At 33.8% G+C, this 15,981-nt stretch carries 11 protein-coding genes and 1 pseudogene; 2 read left to right on the top strand and 10 right to left on the bottom strand.

The window, feature by feature from the left end; translation table 11 throughout:
- Nucleotides 1–474: 474 nt before the first annotated feature.
- Complete coding sequence (locus H3S73_RS13230) at nt 475–1,737, top strand: hypothetical protein (RefSeq protein WP_198236925.1); 1,263 nt, start codon at nt 475–477, stop codon at nt 1,735–1,737.
- Between the two features lie 111 nt (nt 1,738–1,848).
- Here the strand turns inward: H3S73_RS13230 and H3S73_RS14100 are convergent.
- The 6 genes and pseudogenes from H3S73_RS14100 to H3S73_RS14095 form a co-directional block, all read right to left on the bottom strand.
- A pseudogene (locus H3S73_RS14100) lies at nt 1,849–3,040 on the bottom strand (integrase domain-containing protein).
- A gap of 373 nt (nt 3,041–3,413) precedes the next feature.
- Nucleotides 3,414–3,884 (bottom strand): pyridoxamine 5'-phosphate oxidase family protein, encoded by a 471-nt coding sequence (locus tag H3S73_RS13215; RefSeq protein ID WP_198236927.1) that lies wholly within the window; start codon nt 3,882–3,884, stop codon nt 3,414–3,416.
- A 442-nt stretch (nt 3,885–4,326) separates the two neighbouring features.
- Nucleotides 4,327–5,484, bottom strand: a complete 1,158-nt coding sequence (gene ampC, locus H3S73_RS13210) for a class C beta-lactamase (protein WP_100116767.1) — start codon at nt 5,482–5,484, stop codon at nt 4,327–4,329.
- 801 nt (nt 5,485–6,285) lie between these two features.
- A complete protein-coding gene (locus H3S73_RS13205) occupies nt 6,286–8,631 on the bottom strand; it encodes a primase-helicase zinc-binding domain-containing protein (RefSeq protein WP_198236928.1) in 2,346 nt (781 codons plus the stop codon).
- A 10-nt stretch (nt 8,632–8,641) separates the two neighbouring features.
- Nucleotides 8,642–9,016: a hypothetical protein gene (locus H3S73_RS13200; protein WP_198236929.1), complete on the bottom strand. Its 375-nt coding sequence runs from the start codon at nt 9,014–9,016 to the stop codon at nt 8,642–8,644.
- Nucleotides 9,009–9,491: a hypothetical protein gene (locus H3S73_RS14095; RefSeq protein ID WP_198236930.1), complete on the bottom strand. Its 483-nt coding sequence runs from the start codon at nt 9,489–9,491 to the stop codon at nt 9,009–9,011. Before H3S73_RS14095 ends, H3S73_RS13200 begins: the two co-directional genes overlap by 8 nt.
- 67 nt (nt 9,492–9,558) lie before the next feature.
- Between H3S73_RS14095 and H3S73_RS14090 the strand changes: the two genes are divergently transcribed.
- Complete coding sequence (locus tag H3S73_RS14090) at nt 9,559–9,723, top strand: YlcI/YnfO family protein (protein ID WP_086361636.1); 165 nt, start codon at nt 9,559–9,561, stop codon at nt 9,721–9,723.
- Nucleotides 9,724–10,346: 623 nt separating this feature from the next.
- On the opposite strand, the gene H3S73_RS13185 is transcribed toward H3S73_RS14090, so the two are convergent.
- From H3S73_RS13185 to H3S73_RS13170, 4 genes are all read right to left on the bottom strand, one after another.
- Nucleotides 10,347–10,547, bottom strand: coding sequence for an AlpA family transcriptional regulator (locus H3S73_RS13185; RefSeq protein ID WP_198236931.1), 201 nt, complete (start codon nt 10,545–10,547; stop codon nt 10,347–10,349).
- Nucleotides 10,548–10,692: 145 nt separating this feature from the next.
- Nucleotides 10,693–11,373, bottom strand: coding sequence for a hypothetical protein (locus tag H3S73_RS13180; protein WP_198236932.1), 681 nt, complete (start codon nt 11,371–11,373; stop codon nt 10,693–10,695).
- A gap of 1,325 nt (nt 11,374–12,698) precedes the next feature.
- A complete protein-coding gene (locus tag H3S73_RS13175) occupies nt 12,699–13,901 on the bottom strand; it encodes a PAAR domain-containing protein (protein ID WP_198236933.1) in 1,203 nt (400 codons plus the stop codon).
- A gap of 956 nt (nt 13,902–14,857) precedes the next feature.
- A partial coding sequence (locus H3S73_RS13170) for an integrase domain-containing protein (RefSeq protein WP_198236934.1) occupies nt 14,858–15,981 on the bottom strand: 1,124 nt, incomplete at its 5' end.

Here is a 15,981-nt window from a genome sequence, read left to right as displayed (position 1 = left end):
ACCTGAAAAGACCGATAACTGTGTCATTACCCTCCTCATGCAGTCAAGTTAACGCACCAGCGTTGAATTTTTCCAGAAAATGCAACGCCTATCGCAACATCCCTGTTGCTCATGCTACTTGCCAGCTTTCGTCGGACGTCTTTAACTGTCGAAATAAGATCAAGGGATTTTGGTTTTGTGAGGTTGATCGCAATTTTATGATGAATTAATTTTCTATTTACGAGTTAGCTCGCAACTTTATGCAGATAGCAAATCATTATCAAGCTACAAACCTGCTATGGTGCGAACATTAAATCGCCCATAATCGTTTATGGTGAAAGTTGAAAATGGAGAACATCGATTAAATGTGGTAGAGTTTGTATATATTGCTAGATTGCGAGCACTTAATCCTGAACAAATAATTAATAAAGTGGCAGTTCATTAATCTCATAATGATATTTAAAATGTGTTGATATTAGGAAATTAATAGTAGAAATGAAATCATTTTTTATGGATAGTAACAATCATCCTGAAATCATTCTTATAAAAAAAAGTCAAAAAGCAGTCATTTTCTATGTTAAAAATGGCAAAGGTTTGTTATGTGAAAAATACGGATACACTAGTGATCTAGGATTTCGTAGCCTTTTTTTTAACGATATTCCGTTAATTAAATTTTATGGCGATGAATATATGTGTCCAACTTGTAATAGATTAATTTCAGCAGGATATGGACTTGATCAAAGTGACAAAAACAAGAAAGTACTTTCCCAATTGAATAATGTTCTAAATGCACCTTTTATTAATCTAGAACAATCCCTTAACGATTTGAAACCGTTATTGGGACTTTTACCATCAGGGTATTATCAGTTATCTGATGAGGAGCTTTTCCCTACAAATGGAGATGGTAAATTTTTTTGGTGTATTGATAATACACAAGTAATAAATTATGCATCTAGTGGGTTTTGGAATTATGAGGATTTTAATTTCAGTATTCTACAGCCCAAGTATTTATTGCCTAGCCAATCCCCATATAGACTAAACATGGATAGAGTAAAGTATTATCAAGGAGAAACTAATACACGCGCAATTAGTTACTTTCATACCGAAGGTTATCTTTGTACTTTGATTGATGGTCATCATAAAGCGACTGCTGCTGCATTAAATAAAAGGCCAGTTAATACTCTTGTAATATCTCAAAGTACAATCATTGTTATGCCCAATAAAGAGTTGGGTGAAAAAGGGAAGATTCAATTTACTCATTTAGAATTATTAGAAAATGAACTATTAACAAGCTTTGATAAAACAATGTCTGAGATCAGCTATCAAAAATTAGATAAAACTGAACTTGAGAACACTTTAAATTTAAAAAATGCTGAATTTGATGATTATCAGTGGAGTGATGAGTTAATTAAAACAGCTGAAAACTATTATGATGCTAGCATTTTTATTTCTTTCAATTTTGCAGGAGAAATAACAAATGAGCGCCTCAATAATATCTTATCAGGCAGAGACATAGTCAGTAACTCGATGCTTGAACACATCATTAATGTACTTTTTATAACAAAGCACGAGATGGCTGTTATATTTTCCATTTCAATATTTAAAAATGGGTTATACAACGAAATTTGGTCATCTATATTTACTCAATTAAGTAAATATAGATGCACCCAAGTATCAGATTTTTTCTTAGAGTTTCTTATTAATGACAATAATGAACGACCTTGGTTAACCAAAATTGTTGATCATTATTTTGAATAACAATAAAGCTAATAAATAGCTTTATATAACCAGTAATTTCGTTAATTATTCGGTCTTTTGTTGTTATCTCAAATCTACATTATTTAGATATTTAAACTGTATCATTATTTATCACGCTTTTTCATAAACCCGTTTCCCCCACCAAGCCATTAGTTCCTTACGCTGTTCAAGGTAAGTAGAGCGGTTATAAGCTCGCCTGACTTCGTTTTTATCGTTATGCGCAAGAGCCGCTTCAATCACATCGGGATTAAATTCAGCTTTATTCATGGTGGTACTGGCGATGGAACGTAAGCCATGCGCTACCAGTTGCCCGCCATAGCCGATACTCTTTAACGCGGCATTTGCAGTTTGCGGATTGAGTGGTTCGTTACGATTAATTCGGCTAGGGAACACATATTCACTACCGCTACTCAGCGGTTTTAATTGTGCTAATAAACCTAACGCTTCATTGGATAGCGGTACGGTGTGGGCTTTTTTGGCTTTCATCCGTTTGGCAGGGATATGCCATAGTTTGTTTTCAAGATCGATTTCAACCCACTTTGTTCCTGCTGCTTCCGACGGTCGTACTAAGGTGAGCAGTTGCCAAAGCAGTAAAGCGCGTGTGGTGACTTGTAAGTTAGACATGCTGATATCGCTCATTAATTGCGGCAATATTTCAGGCCTTACCGTGGGTAAGTTTTGCTTTTTCGGCTTTTCAAACGCCTGACTAATGGTAGAAGCTGGATTCGCTTCTAACAAACCAGTATTGATGACATAGATCATAATCTCATTAATGTTGGCTTAACCGCCGCACTGTTTCCAGCGCACGACAGGTTTTGATTGGTTCTAGCACTTGTATTAAGGTGCGAGCTTTAATCACGGTGAGCGCCGTATTTTCAAGGCAGGGCAAGACATCTTTTTCGAGCGAGCGCCAGATATCTTTTGCATAATCGACGGTAATGCTCTTTTGCTTAAACTCAAACAATTTTTTGGCGACATTAATAAAACGGCTCTCTTTGGCAATTTCAGCTTGCTCTTCTTGCTGCGCAGCCTTGGCTTGGGGATCGATTCCTTTGACTAATAAAGAAAGGTATTCATCACGTAATTTTTTGGCATCCGATAAACTCAGATAAGGATAAGCGCCAAGACTAATATTGGTGCGTAATTTGGTATTTGGACGTTGATAGCGAAAATGCCATAATTTTTTATCCTACGGTTTGATCAAGAGAAATAATCCGTCACCATCATGCAGGGTGATTTCTTTATCAATGGCGCGTTTCTTTTGGATCTCTATATTGCTTAGGGGCTTGGTTACTCTTCCCATTAGTACACCTCCTATAGGTCATAAGAAAATTGGTACACGAAATAGTGTAACATAGAATTGTGTACCTAAAAATGTACCAATTTGAGTTGGACTCCCTCGTATTAGTTTGGATAGGGTTGGAAACAAAAAGCCCGTAATTCTTTATTTTTAAATGAATTACATGCTTTAATGGACTACTATGGAACAGTATGTGGTGGGCTGGCGGAAGTTGAAAAAGGTCTTTTAAATCCTTTTTGAGAAAGGTTTTTATTTTTTCTTTATTGAAGAAGTAGTCCCAAACGTAGTCCCAAAATAAAAAGTGACCGCTAAAATTGGTCGTTTTTAGTACTCACTTATTTTAGAGTTTTTTACTAGCATTGATAACTTTTATAATTTAATGTTTTTTAGCTGTATAAGCTTGTACTTCAATTTTTATGACGATAACTGGTTTGACATCACTTTCGGTAAAAGAGAAAGTTTTATTAGGAGCAAATTTATTCATCATTACCTGTAACGCCGCCATTTTTGCGGTGGGTTCTTCAATAAAAGTTGCATACCCATTGCCGATAATACTAGCATAATTGAAAGAATATTTGCATGCTCTTTCATTAGTAATTAATTGGTGCTCTGTATCTAACTCAAAGCTAAGTAAAGGATTTTTATTGAGTAGTTCAACTTTAGTACCAACTTTAGCGCCATGAATATAAAAAATAAGCTGATTATTTGCTGTTAGTTCATAACAAAAATTGACAGGAACAATATACGGAAAATCGCCATTATTCATAGCTAAACGAATAACATCAGTATGTTCTAAAATGTCGATCACTTCATCAAGGTTAGTTATTTCTCTATCTTTGCGTCTCATAAATACCTTTTTATGTCTTAGATAATTTATTTTAAAGTAACAATAACGCTAATTTATTAATACCTTTGGTATTATTACGCCTTATATTAAATCTAAATTGAAATTTTCACAAAATTTTAAACCATCCTAAAACTTTAGTTAGGCAGTAAATATTATTTTTAGTGGTTAAATTTATACTATATTTAAAGAATTTTTATTTGATTTTAAACATTATTTTTACTTCATTTGACGTCTATTGATTTGAATAGTGGTGGAGCTTAGGGGATTAAGAGGGTGATCTGGTGTTCAAAAATTAGCTAATGTAAAGGAAATAGAAAAAGGGAGGCGCTTCCCCTCCCTTAAATTGTATGATAACGTAAAAGTACTGGTAAGAATAGCTTAATATAATTTGGGATTATATGTACTCTTTTACATTACGTTCAAGTATATATATAAATATGATTTAATTAAAAAGAGTATGATAAATTTTATATGCACTCTTAATTCGTTCAGCGTTTGGGTAATTTTTATTTGCTAAAATAACAATCCCAAATTGTTTATCTGGGACAAAAGCAATGTAAGCACCAAAGCCATTGGTTGAACCTGTTTTATTTATCCATACATTATTATTAATTTTAATAGGGTCATTTTCTATAACTGGCGTTGGGTTTAAGATAATTGAATTAGAATTACCTTCTTCAAGAGTTTGTAAATTAACTGGCATTTGATATTCTTCCCAAACTAAATCTTGGGTCATTTTTCCTACTTTAAAGTATCCCTTACGAGTACTGTTTAATGCTTTTTTTAATGAATCACTTAAGTCGATTTCATTCATATTTGCTTTTAAAAAGATTGCTAAATCTGTTGCGGTAGTTTTTATTCCATAAGACTCGTTATCTAACAGTCCGGGATTAACATGAATAGGCTTATTATCTTTAGTATATCCCCATGCATAATTTTTTAATTTTTCTTCAGGAATAGAAAAATAGGTATTAGTTAATTTTAAAGGTTTGAATAAAATTTGATTTATTGCTGTACTAAAATCAAGATTTAAACTTTTTCCCGCAATCCAACCTAAAGTACCAATGCTAGGATTAGCATAAGTTCGAATTGTACCTATTGGTTTTTCTGGTTTCCAGTTATGAAAATATTTAATTAATTGTTCCATATTTTGAATTTCATCAGGTACCTGTAGTGGAAGTCCTCCTGTTGTATGTGTACCTAAATTTAATAGTTTTACTTCTCCAAACGGAGTTCCTTTTAATTCAGGAATATAATTTTCAATTCTATCAGTTAGGTGTAATTTATTCTTAACCTCTGCGTAAGTTGCAAGGGTTGCGGTAAATGTTTTACTAACAGAACCGATTTCAAATATAGTTGAGTCTGTTACTGGTTTTTTTTGCTCAATATCAGATAAGCCATAATTAAATAAGTAAATTTGTCCATTATGAACAATAGCTACAGCTACACCTGGAATTTGATTCTTTTCCATAGCTTGAGAAATTGTCATATCTGTAATATTTTTTATTTCATCATATTTTATTTTAGTTGTTCCGCTTGATACATTAACGCTAAAAAAAGAATAAAAAATTGCGGTCAATAATAGTAATAATTTTTTCATTAATATCTTTTTAAACCTGTAAATTTAGTCACTTTCATTTTATATAGTATACAGATCTAATTAACAAAAATACAAGTGTAATCACTCGATTTTATCAAAAAGAATAAAAAGCCAAAAAAACTTATAACATATTAACTAAATATGAATATTTATCTAAATAGCTCTGCACAACTCTAGATTATGTCAAACACCTTTAAACATTAAATTTAAGTAATTATTCAAATTAAAGGAGTGTAGACATTCCAATATAAATTCATCCCCTTATCAATCCCTTATTATTTTCAAACACAGGTAGATGTGAGTAAACGAATATAAATATAAAACCCATTCATTATGTGGCTTACTAATTGATTTTAAAAATTATTTTTATGTGAGGTTACTTCTGTTGATTAGTAGGCGGGACATTGAAAAATGTTTTTTAATTCCTTTTGAGTAAATGATTACTATTTTTTATATTTGTTAGTGTACCCTCATTCATACACCAAAAATAAAAAGTGCTCCCTAAAATTGGGTATTTTTAATGCTCTCTTATTTTTGATTTAAAGTTGATTTTTCACGGGTGTAAAAATCTGGTCAAAGAGGCATTACCCATATTTGAGTGTTAAAGAAATTACCCCCCATTAAAATAAAATTTTATAAAAATCTATGCATACTATACATCATTTCTTGTAAGCCTTATTGTATAAGGGTTTGTGCTATGTATGGTCTACATTTTAACCCTGCATAACTCTACATTTTTACTATACATAAAAACAAAAAACCGCCAATCAAGGCGGTGTAAACAGTAATAAACAATTAGCTTTAGATAGGCTCTTCTGCTTTAGGTAACCAGTCTTTACTGGTGTTTAAATTAAGTTCTAAATTAGTTTTAACCCCTACTGTAAAGCGCTTCTTCATGTATTGCTTGCCGTTCTCGTTTAATGCGTAACTTAAAGATGTGCCGAACTGAGTTAAGGATAAGGGATTATTTAGCCCTGTGTTACGAATGTATTCGATATAAGCATGGTAAACATACTTTCTTGGATTGAATGGAATAATCCCAAGATTGCCTACTAACATACCGTTAGGGTTGTCTAACGCATCAAAATAACTACAGAAATCGACTAAATGGTCAGATTCTCTTTTAATAGTCGTTGCTTCTTCTGATTGTTGTTGTTTATGTAATCTTTCTTTAGCATCATTAGGGTTAGCGAACTCATTAAGTAGCAGTCTAACAATAGAGGGGAGTTCTTGCTCTATTTTGCTAACCAAGTTTAAATCTCGCTCTTTTTCTGGTATAACCTCGCCAAAGTGAAATATTACTCTTCGCCTTGATATGCCCCCGTTGCGCTCATTAAATCGCATGGCTTCGTTGTTGATTACTAACACTACCGCTGGAATCTTACAGGAATAGGGCTGCTTGTGTTTAGGGTCAATTGCTACTTCATCACCGCCAGTAATCGCTTTTAAACCTGCACCACTGCCCATATATCGCGGTTGGTCTGGTAAAATGATAAGAGAGTAACCAACTACTAAGGCTCTATCTCTTGCCTTTTCCAGTGATTCCATTGTGCCTATAACAGTGTTATTCTTGCCTGATAACATAGTTGCGATTTCAGCAAATACACTTTTACCGCTGCCGCCTGCGCCTGTAACTTCTAGGAACAATTGCCAATCATAACGATTAGCTAATATCATATAAAGCCCTGCCAGTATGTTCTTAGCCTTATCTTGATTGCCTGAAGCTCTTTTTAGCCATTTAGCAAAGTTAGGTGCGTGAGTTTCGAAAGATTCATTTTCTTTGGCAGGGTAATAATCAATGTTATTGCTCACTAATAACCAATCTTGCTTATTGTGTGGTCTGAAAGTTTGTGTCTTCAGCTCATAAACACCATTTTTAAAACAAATTAAATCCTTTTGAGAGCTTCCCATTGCAGGTAAAGATAGTCTGAGGGTTTCAACCGCAGAACTTATGCGCATAGGGTTAAATGGCTCACCTGATTGATTAAATAAATCGGCTAATGTTCGCATCAAAACTTTATCGCTAATGGGTTGCCATGCATTATCTTGATAGTGATAGATTTCATCGGTAGTAAGATTAATAGCAAGGTTATGGTTATAATGCTCATTTAGCAATTCGGCGCGCTGATTTGATGCCATTTGCGATAAATTCATGTTTTGAGTTTCAACTTTTTTCAAGTTTTGGTTGTTAGTATTTGTTAAAGTTTGAACGTTAATTTTTGATAAGTTTTTATCAAATAAACCTGAAGTTTTCTGAAGTCCAAATTGTTGCCTATAATCATCCCAATCACATTTATAATCAGTGTCAGGGATTGTGTAATAACCATTTACCGCAGTAGCCGCTTCTATCGCTTTTTCTTTACCTGTGTTTTTATGACTACCTATATCATTATCACCAGCGATGATAATATTTGCGGTAGTATTAACCTCGCGAATAGCTTTGGCTACATGAATAAGATTACCTGCATCAATGGCAGATATCACTAGTGACCGATGGCGGAATACCGCTATCGATATACCTGTGGCTAATCCCTCACAAATAATAATCTCGGTAGCTGTGAGTAATTCTTTGTTTACCTCGTCAGGTCTGCCCAAATTTGGGCTGACCCATATAAAAGCACCTTTTTTATTTGAGCCTTTCATTAAGTGCTTGCTTCCGTCTAGCTCGATAAATTGACCGCCTGTATATTCACCGTTGATATTGATAACAGGCGCAAAAATACGCCCGTCATCTAACAAAGGCAAATCAAAGGTTAACCCTTTCTTGGTCAGGTATTGAGATTGTCCTAATATTGTTTTAGATAATAAATATTCAACCTTTTTAAATATGGGTTTACTCTGTAGGTCGGATTTGAAATCCGAGCTTGTAGCGTTATGATTATTTAAATTTAAACATTCCGCTACTTTACTGCTCGCTTCTTTAGCATCACAATGATAATAGTTTTTGATAAGATTTAAGCCGTCACCGCTACCGCATTGACTACAGATATAAGTACCGCGCCCATTTTTATTATCAAATCTGAATCTATCTTTACCACCGCAGACGGGACAGGGGCAATGTTTGCCATTACCCACCTCAATGCCTAATGAACTAAAGATTGATTGCCATTTACCTACCGCTTCGGCTGTAACTTCATTTATTTTCATTACCGCCACCTTAGTGAATTGTCGCGTTAGATTCAGCTTTGATGTCTTCGGCTAAATCAATAAACAATGATGAAAGTAATTCTTGCCCGAATGGAGTTAATGAAATAGGTTTATCTGCGCTTTCTGTGTACATGTCTTTCAACATTCCATAAGTGCGATTTAATCCCTCCTTTTCTCCAAAATCCTCAATCAAGCATTGCTTAAGGTTGATTTTTAACCCTAGTACAATTAAATCTTTATTAATATCAATTTTAATACCCTCATGGACAAATACTTGACTATCATTTTTATTAATTTGCTCAATTAAAAATAGACTTGCTATTATTGCCATAGTTGAATCAACGATGATATGGTGGATTGCGGTTATTTTGGGGTTATTATTCATTATCGTTAATTTCCTTATCATTAAGTTTATCGTCAAGTAAATTAATTTGATTGGAAGCAAAGCAAGCAACGTTTTTTAATTGTGCTAACAAGTAACCAATATCGCGTATATCGTCTTTAAATTGTTGTTCCTCATATTCTTCACATTCAGAAGTCCAAAATAACAAATTACCAATAGCACCGATTCCCCATAGAATTGATTGTCTGAGTTCCTCTAAGTGTGCTTTTGCGTGTAATAAGTTTTGTGGTTGGATATCAGCCTGATATAAATTCAAAACTGATAAAAGGTTAGGTAGGTCATATTGCCCATTTTTAGGGCATAGGGTATCATTACTATTAGCCATAATCATTACCTCATTTAATGGTTTGGTTAGATCCCTCGATAGTGTTGGTAGCACTTCGGGGGATTGTTTTTTAGCACCACAAAATTTACTTGGTGCATAAACACTATAAAATAAAGTGCATAAACACGTCAATGCTTTTTCTAAACAATTTTTTAATGTATAGTGTTTGAACACTAAATTGATTAGGATTTTTTTACTAATGGCAACGGGATACAAAAATAATAAATCTTTTACCAAGGGAATTCGCTTTCCACACGAGCTAATAGAAAAAATAGATGAGCAATCCCAAAAAGAGAACACCAACTTTTCAGCTTGGGTTATTTCTGCTTGTCGAGAAAAACTCACCAAACCAAATAAGAAATAATTTACTAGCTTAATACCACTTTTTGGTGGTATTTGTTTTCTTGGTTTCCTTTTTATGGACTGACAAAACTTAGTTATTAGTATTCTGCTTTCCCTTTTTATGGACATGCAAAACCATTTTTTAAAATTCAACCTCATGCAATAAGTTTTCCGACTCATACGCGCGCGCGTAGTGATATCAATAAAATCTTTCCTAACGTGTCGGAAAATTGCGCCGTAGCGATTCATTGGGCGATTATTTAAGGTTTGGGGATACATCTGTATTGCTAGGTTGTTATATAAACTTGTAGTCATTTTTAAGCCCTCTAACGTGTACTTAAATTATTAATCGTTTTATAAGTCGCGATTAAGTCAAATTTGGATTGCACCAATTCAATATCATTATTTTTAATACTTAAATCTGTCATTTTTCATCTCTCTTAACGTGTCAGAAAATTCCCCCTTTTAGCTAAATTTAGGCAAGGGGAAACCGTAACGAATTTTTTCGCTTTGCTTTAAAATCAATTAGTTAATTTGGTGTTTTAGCTAGACACTTATCGCGAGATTGGCTATCATTGGAAGCGTCATTATTCCAGTGTTAGCCCTTTATCATTTCGCGATATAAAGGGTTTTGCTTTATCAACATTAAGCCACCTCACTGCGTTCTACTCTGCGAGATTCCAGCCAAGAGTAAATTTCATCAGCACGATACCCAACGCGACGCAAGCCAATTCTTATCTTTTGTGGAAAGGTTTCATCTTTCTTTTCTAGCGTATAAAGGCTAGTGTCAGATTTGAAGTGAAGTAAATTTTTAACTTCTCTTCTGGATAGGATTGTATTTGTCATTTGTTACCTCGTTATAAAAGTGATTAAAACAAGGTAACTGTAGCATTATGGTATAATTAAAATAGGTGGGTTAATTTTTTAATAGTAGTAACTTATTTAATTAAAGTATTCCTATCCATTTATATAGAAAATACAGTAAATAGGCTTACCCCTTTCTTCGTCCTACTTTTCTTAATTCGAAAGGACGCAATACTATATCAACCGCTTCTGCTAAGTTTTTAGATACTCCTTTACCAATTAAATAATCAATTACTTCTTTTTTTGTTGGAGCTGTTTGTTTATTTTCGGCATCATAAGTAGACCAAAATTGCTCAATTATCTCTTGTGTTAACTCCAATCCTTCGGAAGAGTGCTGTGTGTTATTTGGTAATTTTTTTATATTATTATCTTCTATACTGATTTCTTGAATAATAGGGGGAGGGTTTTTTTTAGCTCGATATGGAAGAACTAAGATAACATTTTCATTAGTGACCCATTGATTTAAGGAACTTCTTGTTATTATGGTGTGCCGATAAGACATTGTTTCTGTTCTATCATTTGGATCTATCTTTGTGGCGCTCATCTCATTTAGAAATTCATTAAATACATATTTAGCACATATAATTGGCGTTAAAATTCCCCTTCTGATAGAGGTTTCTAACGATAGAGCATAACCATGAGCTAATTTCCATCTAGAATGATTTATTTGTTTTACTGAATCTAATCCCTCTTTAAAATCGAAGGGATCTAATCCTGCCAATAATAAAGACGCTTGCTCTATAGTAAATTCTTGTACAGCTTTCCAATGCATAACATTAGGATAATCATCACAGTAAATATGTTCCATATACCACTCCTCGCGACCTAAATAATACTTTAATATACAGTTAGATACATTATAACACTGTATCTATATACATGAAAATAACTATGGTAAAATTGGAGGAGTAAAATAATATTTTGAGGATAGGTAAATGAGAGATTTAATAAAAAATAATAATAAATATTTGAGCCGTCGCGCTACATCAAAATTTCAGGCTCGTACGGTAGCATGATAGTTGTAAGCCCTTCGATGAGCTTTTTAAATTCAACCCTATGAAAGGGATTTGTAAGCTGTCTTTATTATGAAGATAACTGTTTTAATTTAACGAAACTACATAATTTTTGCAGTTCCTGATTAAATATTTTTAATATTATCCTATTTTTTCTTTTTATTAAAAGGATGTATGATATCCTCCACCCAACATACCGCAAATATATATGCAATTAGGAAAAATTCAGCTGAAAATATTATAAAATCATTATCTATGTCACGGAAGAAGCCTGTTCCCATAAGAATACTTGCATGCGTTCCCGCTAACAAATATGTCCAAATTATCAGAATGCGTCGAGTCCATCTTAACGGTTTATTATATTTATAATCTTTCTCTGTGAAACGAGAACGGCGGAAATAATAACAAGCGCACAAAGTAGCTATAGATAAAAAATAATAAATAAAGATAATAAACATTATTCCGCTTCGCTATCTTTACTATTTTTTCTTTTTATTGAAAGAATACGTGATGTTTTCTAACCGACCTATAGCAACTATATATGCAATTAGAAAAAATATAGCAGACGCAATAATAAAATCATTGTGCAAATCACGAAAAAAATTTTTTCTAGCACAAATACTACAGTGTATTCCTCCTAGCAAATACATCCAAATTATCAGAATGCGTCGAGTCCATTTTAAAGGTTTGTTATATTTATAATCTTTTTCTGTGAAACGAGAACGTCGAAAATAATAGCAGGCGCACAAAGTGGCTATAGATAAAAAATAATAAATAAAAATAAACATTATTCCGCTTCGCTATCTTTACTATTTTTTCTTTTTATTGAAAGAATACGTGATATTTTCTAACCAACCTATAACAAATATATAGGTAAATAGAAAAAATAATGCTGATCCGATGATAAAATCATTTTCTACGTCACGAAAATAATTTTTTCTAAAACAAACACTATAGTGTAGGGCTGCAAACAAATACATCCATATTATCAGAATTCGTCGCTTCCATCTTAACGGTTTATTATATTTATAATCCTGCGCTGTAAAACGAGAACGGCGGAAATAATAGCAGGCGCACAAAGTGGCTATAGATAAAAAATAATAAATAAAGATAATAAACATTATTCCGCTTCACTCTCAATTGTATATTGTTCACCGTCAGGAGTCGTACAGAGAAAATACTCTCTAACTCCATCGTTACCGTTACGAACGCTAACAAAGTTACAACTATGAACTAATTCGCCTACATTCGTAATAGTCTCAGATTCAGGGATAACTAATTCTGATTCGTCAGTATCGTTATTATGAAAGAATACACCTTTAACATCTTCAAAAATACTAGCTAGTGATGCTATATCAATTACAACTTCACCAACTAACCAGATTTTTTTCATTTGCGTATAATGCCGCACCAAATCTTGACGCCCGTAATGCCATAATTTCTTTATTGGTGTACCAAATTCGTCCACTTTAGGCACTAATTTGAGTTTACCACGCACCGATATTCCTATATCAACCAAATCATAAACCAGCGTTCCTACTGACTCGGACAGACCTAATTCCCGAGCTGCTGCCTGATAGGTGGATTTCAAAAAACCGTCCTGACCAGTTACGCCCTCCTGTATGCTGTTCAAACCATGAGCGCCAACATATGCACCAATTACACAACCGACACCCGTTGTACACATGAGTGCGCCAGTTGAAATCAGAGTTAATCCACCAAGAATTGCTAACCCTCGTTCAGCCCAAATTAGCGATTGTTCCCAAAGGCTATCTTCTTCTTCCTTGACTTTTCCCGCGCCCTCTTCATACGTCATAGCGCCACTGTCTACTTGTTCAACAATATCATTAGCAAATACTTCGACTTCTTGCTTGAACGCCTGCTTAATATCATCATGATATAAGTGCTTTTCACATAACTCATCAGCGCATTGTAAGAGACGGCGCGCGTCAATTCTAATTAAATTGTTTTCGTCATCATTTGCGGAACTCAATTGTTTTTGATTGCCAGTAAACGAATTAGATTGAACAGAGCCACCACTAACCCCAACATACATGGAGCTTTTTAACGCTAAGATTCGATGTCCACCAACTGGCGAGCATTTACACGCAACAATACAGCCATCATAAGCAACGGGTTTTCCGTCAATAATAAAATTGCTTGCCCCCTCTATGATTCTGCCTGTGCTATTGCATTTAGGACAGGAAGCCAAATCACCTAATAGAGCAACGCCATCCATACCACAATAACCTTGCCCTGAAGCTGTAATAATCCTACCACCATAATTGGTTGCATCACCCAAAACGGCTATTTGTTTACCCATGACACATCTTCACATTGTCGTTATATCCATTGTGAACATGTATATAGTTTATACAATATAGCTGTGTTAGTCTGATTTTTTGTGTAAATGAATGTAAGCAATTACTGCTAAGTTATCTATTGCCTTTTTATCAATAAAATCAAATGGCGCAAAATTACGCTCTGTTTTTATGGACTCAAGAAACTATAACCTAGCCAAGAGAAGAATTTTAAAAATATCTTTACAACAGGGCTTTTTGGTGCTTTTTGTACCTATAGTGATAGTAAGAAAATCTTCACAGCTTATAAATATTGGTTTCTTTTCACACAGTGACAATCCTTATAGCTGGGAGGGTGGGTCAAAAGTTCATAACGAAGCATCCTAAAAATCACCCGTCCCCATTTATACGTACAACCGCGAATTGAAATAATTTTTTTGCTCGCTATTACTAAATGGGTAACCATAAATATCTATGGTTGAGTGACTCGAACCAATGTAATAAACCAGCTAACTTTTCAGCAGATTACAAATTTAATACCTGCATGGTGGAAATCATTATAGTTAAATTAAATATTTTATTATGATCAAGCAAAATAATAACATATTTATTATTAACAAATTGAATATTGAACTTATCTATAATATTAATATAAATCATATTGTTATATGCGTGATCTAAAAGACATATATGTATGTATAGTAATGAATACTTATGAACACTTAAAAAATAAGTATACATAATATAATATATTAATATATATCAAGTTTTTTGTGTTTATGTATAGTATGTATAGTTATGTGATATATTTTAAATTAAAAGTTTAAGATTATGTATAGGTAAAGGGTAACATTTGAAAAAGCGCCCTCAGATATGAGGCTTAATATGAAGTTATTGAAGTGAATAACTCAAATAGGGTTACAGCTAACATGTTGATTTGTTAAGTAACTCAAATTTGAGTGACGGTATCTAGATAGAGTTAATGATTAACAAGTTTTAAATTACGGTTACCCGACAATGAGACATTCCCTTTACTGGCTTGCTCGACAAAGTCGCCCCACCAATCTAACATGATTCTCCTTTGTTCCAAATAAGTAGCTCTGTTATAAGCTCGTCTAACGCTATTACTATCAACATGAGCAAGCGCGGCTTCAATAACATTAGGGTCAAAGCCTTGCTCGTTTAATATTGTGCTCGCCAAAGCTCTTAATCCATGCGCCACTAACTTATTTTTATATCCCATTCTCTTAATTGCCATATTCGCTGTTTGGCTATTCATGGGAGTAGAAAAGGGAGGTTTTAGACTTGGGAAAATGTGTTCCCTGTGACCGCTAATAGGTTTCATGATTGATAGAAGTGCCATAGCTTGCTTATTAAGAGTGATAGTATGTTCTCTTCTCATCTTCATTTTTTCAGCAGGAATAATCCATAAACAATTATTAAAGTCAATTTCCTGCCATTTTACCCCTACAGCTTCATTGGGTCGGGTCATTGTTAATAGTTGCCATTCAATTAAGCAACGCGTCTGTAATTCAATTCTAGCCATAGCAAGAGCCTGCATAAATTCAGGTAGCTCTTGTGCTTTGATTGTTGGCATTTGTCCTTTTGTAGGGCTTTCAAATGCATCTTTAATCTTGACTACTGGGTTAGCCTCAATTAAGCCTATATTCACAGCATAAAACATAATTTCATTAATGCGTTGGCAAAGCCTTTTAATCGTTTCTAATTTGCCATTTGCTCTTAATGGCTCCATAACTTTGATGAAGTCTTTTGCCTTTAATTTGAAGATGGAACTATTACCGATGTGAGGGAAAATATGTAACTCTAATGAGTTCCAAATACCTTTTAATGTAATTTCAGTTAATCCTTTACTACTCTTAACTTTAAACCAGTCAGTAGCCACTTTTTTAAATGTACTGGTTATTTCGTCTTGCTTGCGCTGTTCTAGTTCCGCCTTATGTTCTTGAGGATCTATACCTTGTTTAATTAATTCGCGCGCTTCGTCTCGTTGTTTTCGTGCTTGTTGTAGCGAAACTTCTGGATAACTTCCAAAGCTTACAGTAGTTCTATTATTAGTTATAGGTCGGTAATATCTAAATTGCC

Origin of the sequence: Gilliamella sp. B14384G12 (genome assembly GCF_016101825.1) — a bacterium.
Classification (GTDB): Bacteria; Pseudomonadota; Gammaproteobacteria; order Enterobacterales; family Orbaceae; genus Gilliamella; species Gilliamella apicola_N.
This window is presented reverse-complemented; position numbering and strand designations above follow the sequence as displayed.

What these genes read in the sequence shown, in the direction of transcription:
- H3S73_RS13175 (WP_198236933.1), bottom strand. Translation starts at nt 13,901, where the DNA reads ATGGGTAAACAAATAGCCGTTTTGGGTGATGCAACCAATTATGGTGGT.
- H3S73_RS14090 (WP_086361636.1), top strand. Translation starts at nt 9,559, where the DNA reads ATGGCAACGGGATACAAAAATAATAAATCTTTTACCAAGGGAATTCGC.
- ampC (WP_100116767.1), bottom strand. Translation starts at nt 5,484, where the DNA reads ATGAAAAAATTATTACTATTATTGACCGCAATTTTTTATTCTTTTTTT.
- H3S73_RS13230 (WP_198236925.1), top strand. Translation starts at nt 475, where the DNA reads ATGAAATCATTTTTTATGGATAGTAACAATCATCCTGAAATCATTCTT.
- H3S73_RS13215 (WP_198236927.1), bottom strand. Translation starts at nt 3,884, where the DNA reads ATGAGACGCAAAGATAGAGAAATAACTAACCTTGATGAAGTGATCGAC.
- H3S73_RS13180 (WP_198236932.1), bottom strand. Translation starts at nt 11,373, where the DNA reads ATGGAACATATTTACTGTGATGATTATCCTAATGTTATGCATTGGAAA.
- H3S73_RS13200 (WP_198236929.1), bottom strand. Translation starts at nt 9,016, where the DNA reads ATGAATAATAACCCCAAAATAACCGCAATCCACCATATCATCGTTGAT.
- H3S73_RS13185 (WP_198236931.1), bottom strand. Translation starts at nt 10,547, where the DNA reads ATGACAAATACAATCCTATCCAGAAGAGAAGTTAAAAATTTACTTCAC.
- H3S73_RS13205 (WP_198236928.1), bottom strand. Translation starts at nt 8,631, where the DNA reads ATGAAAATAAATGAAGTTACAGCCGAAGCGGTAGGTAAATGGCAATCA.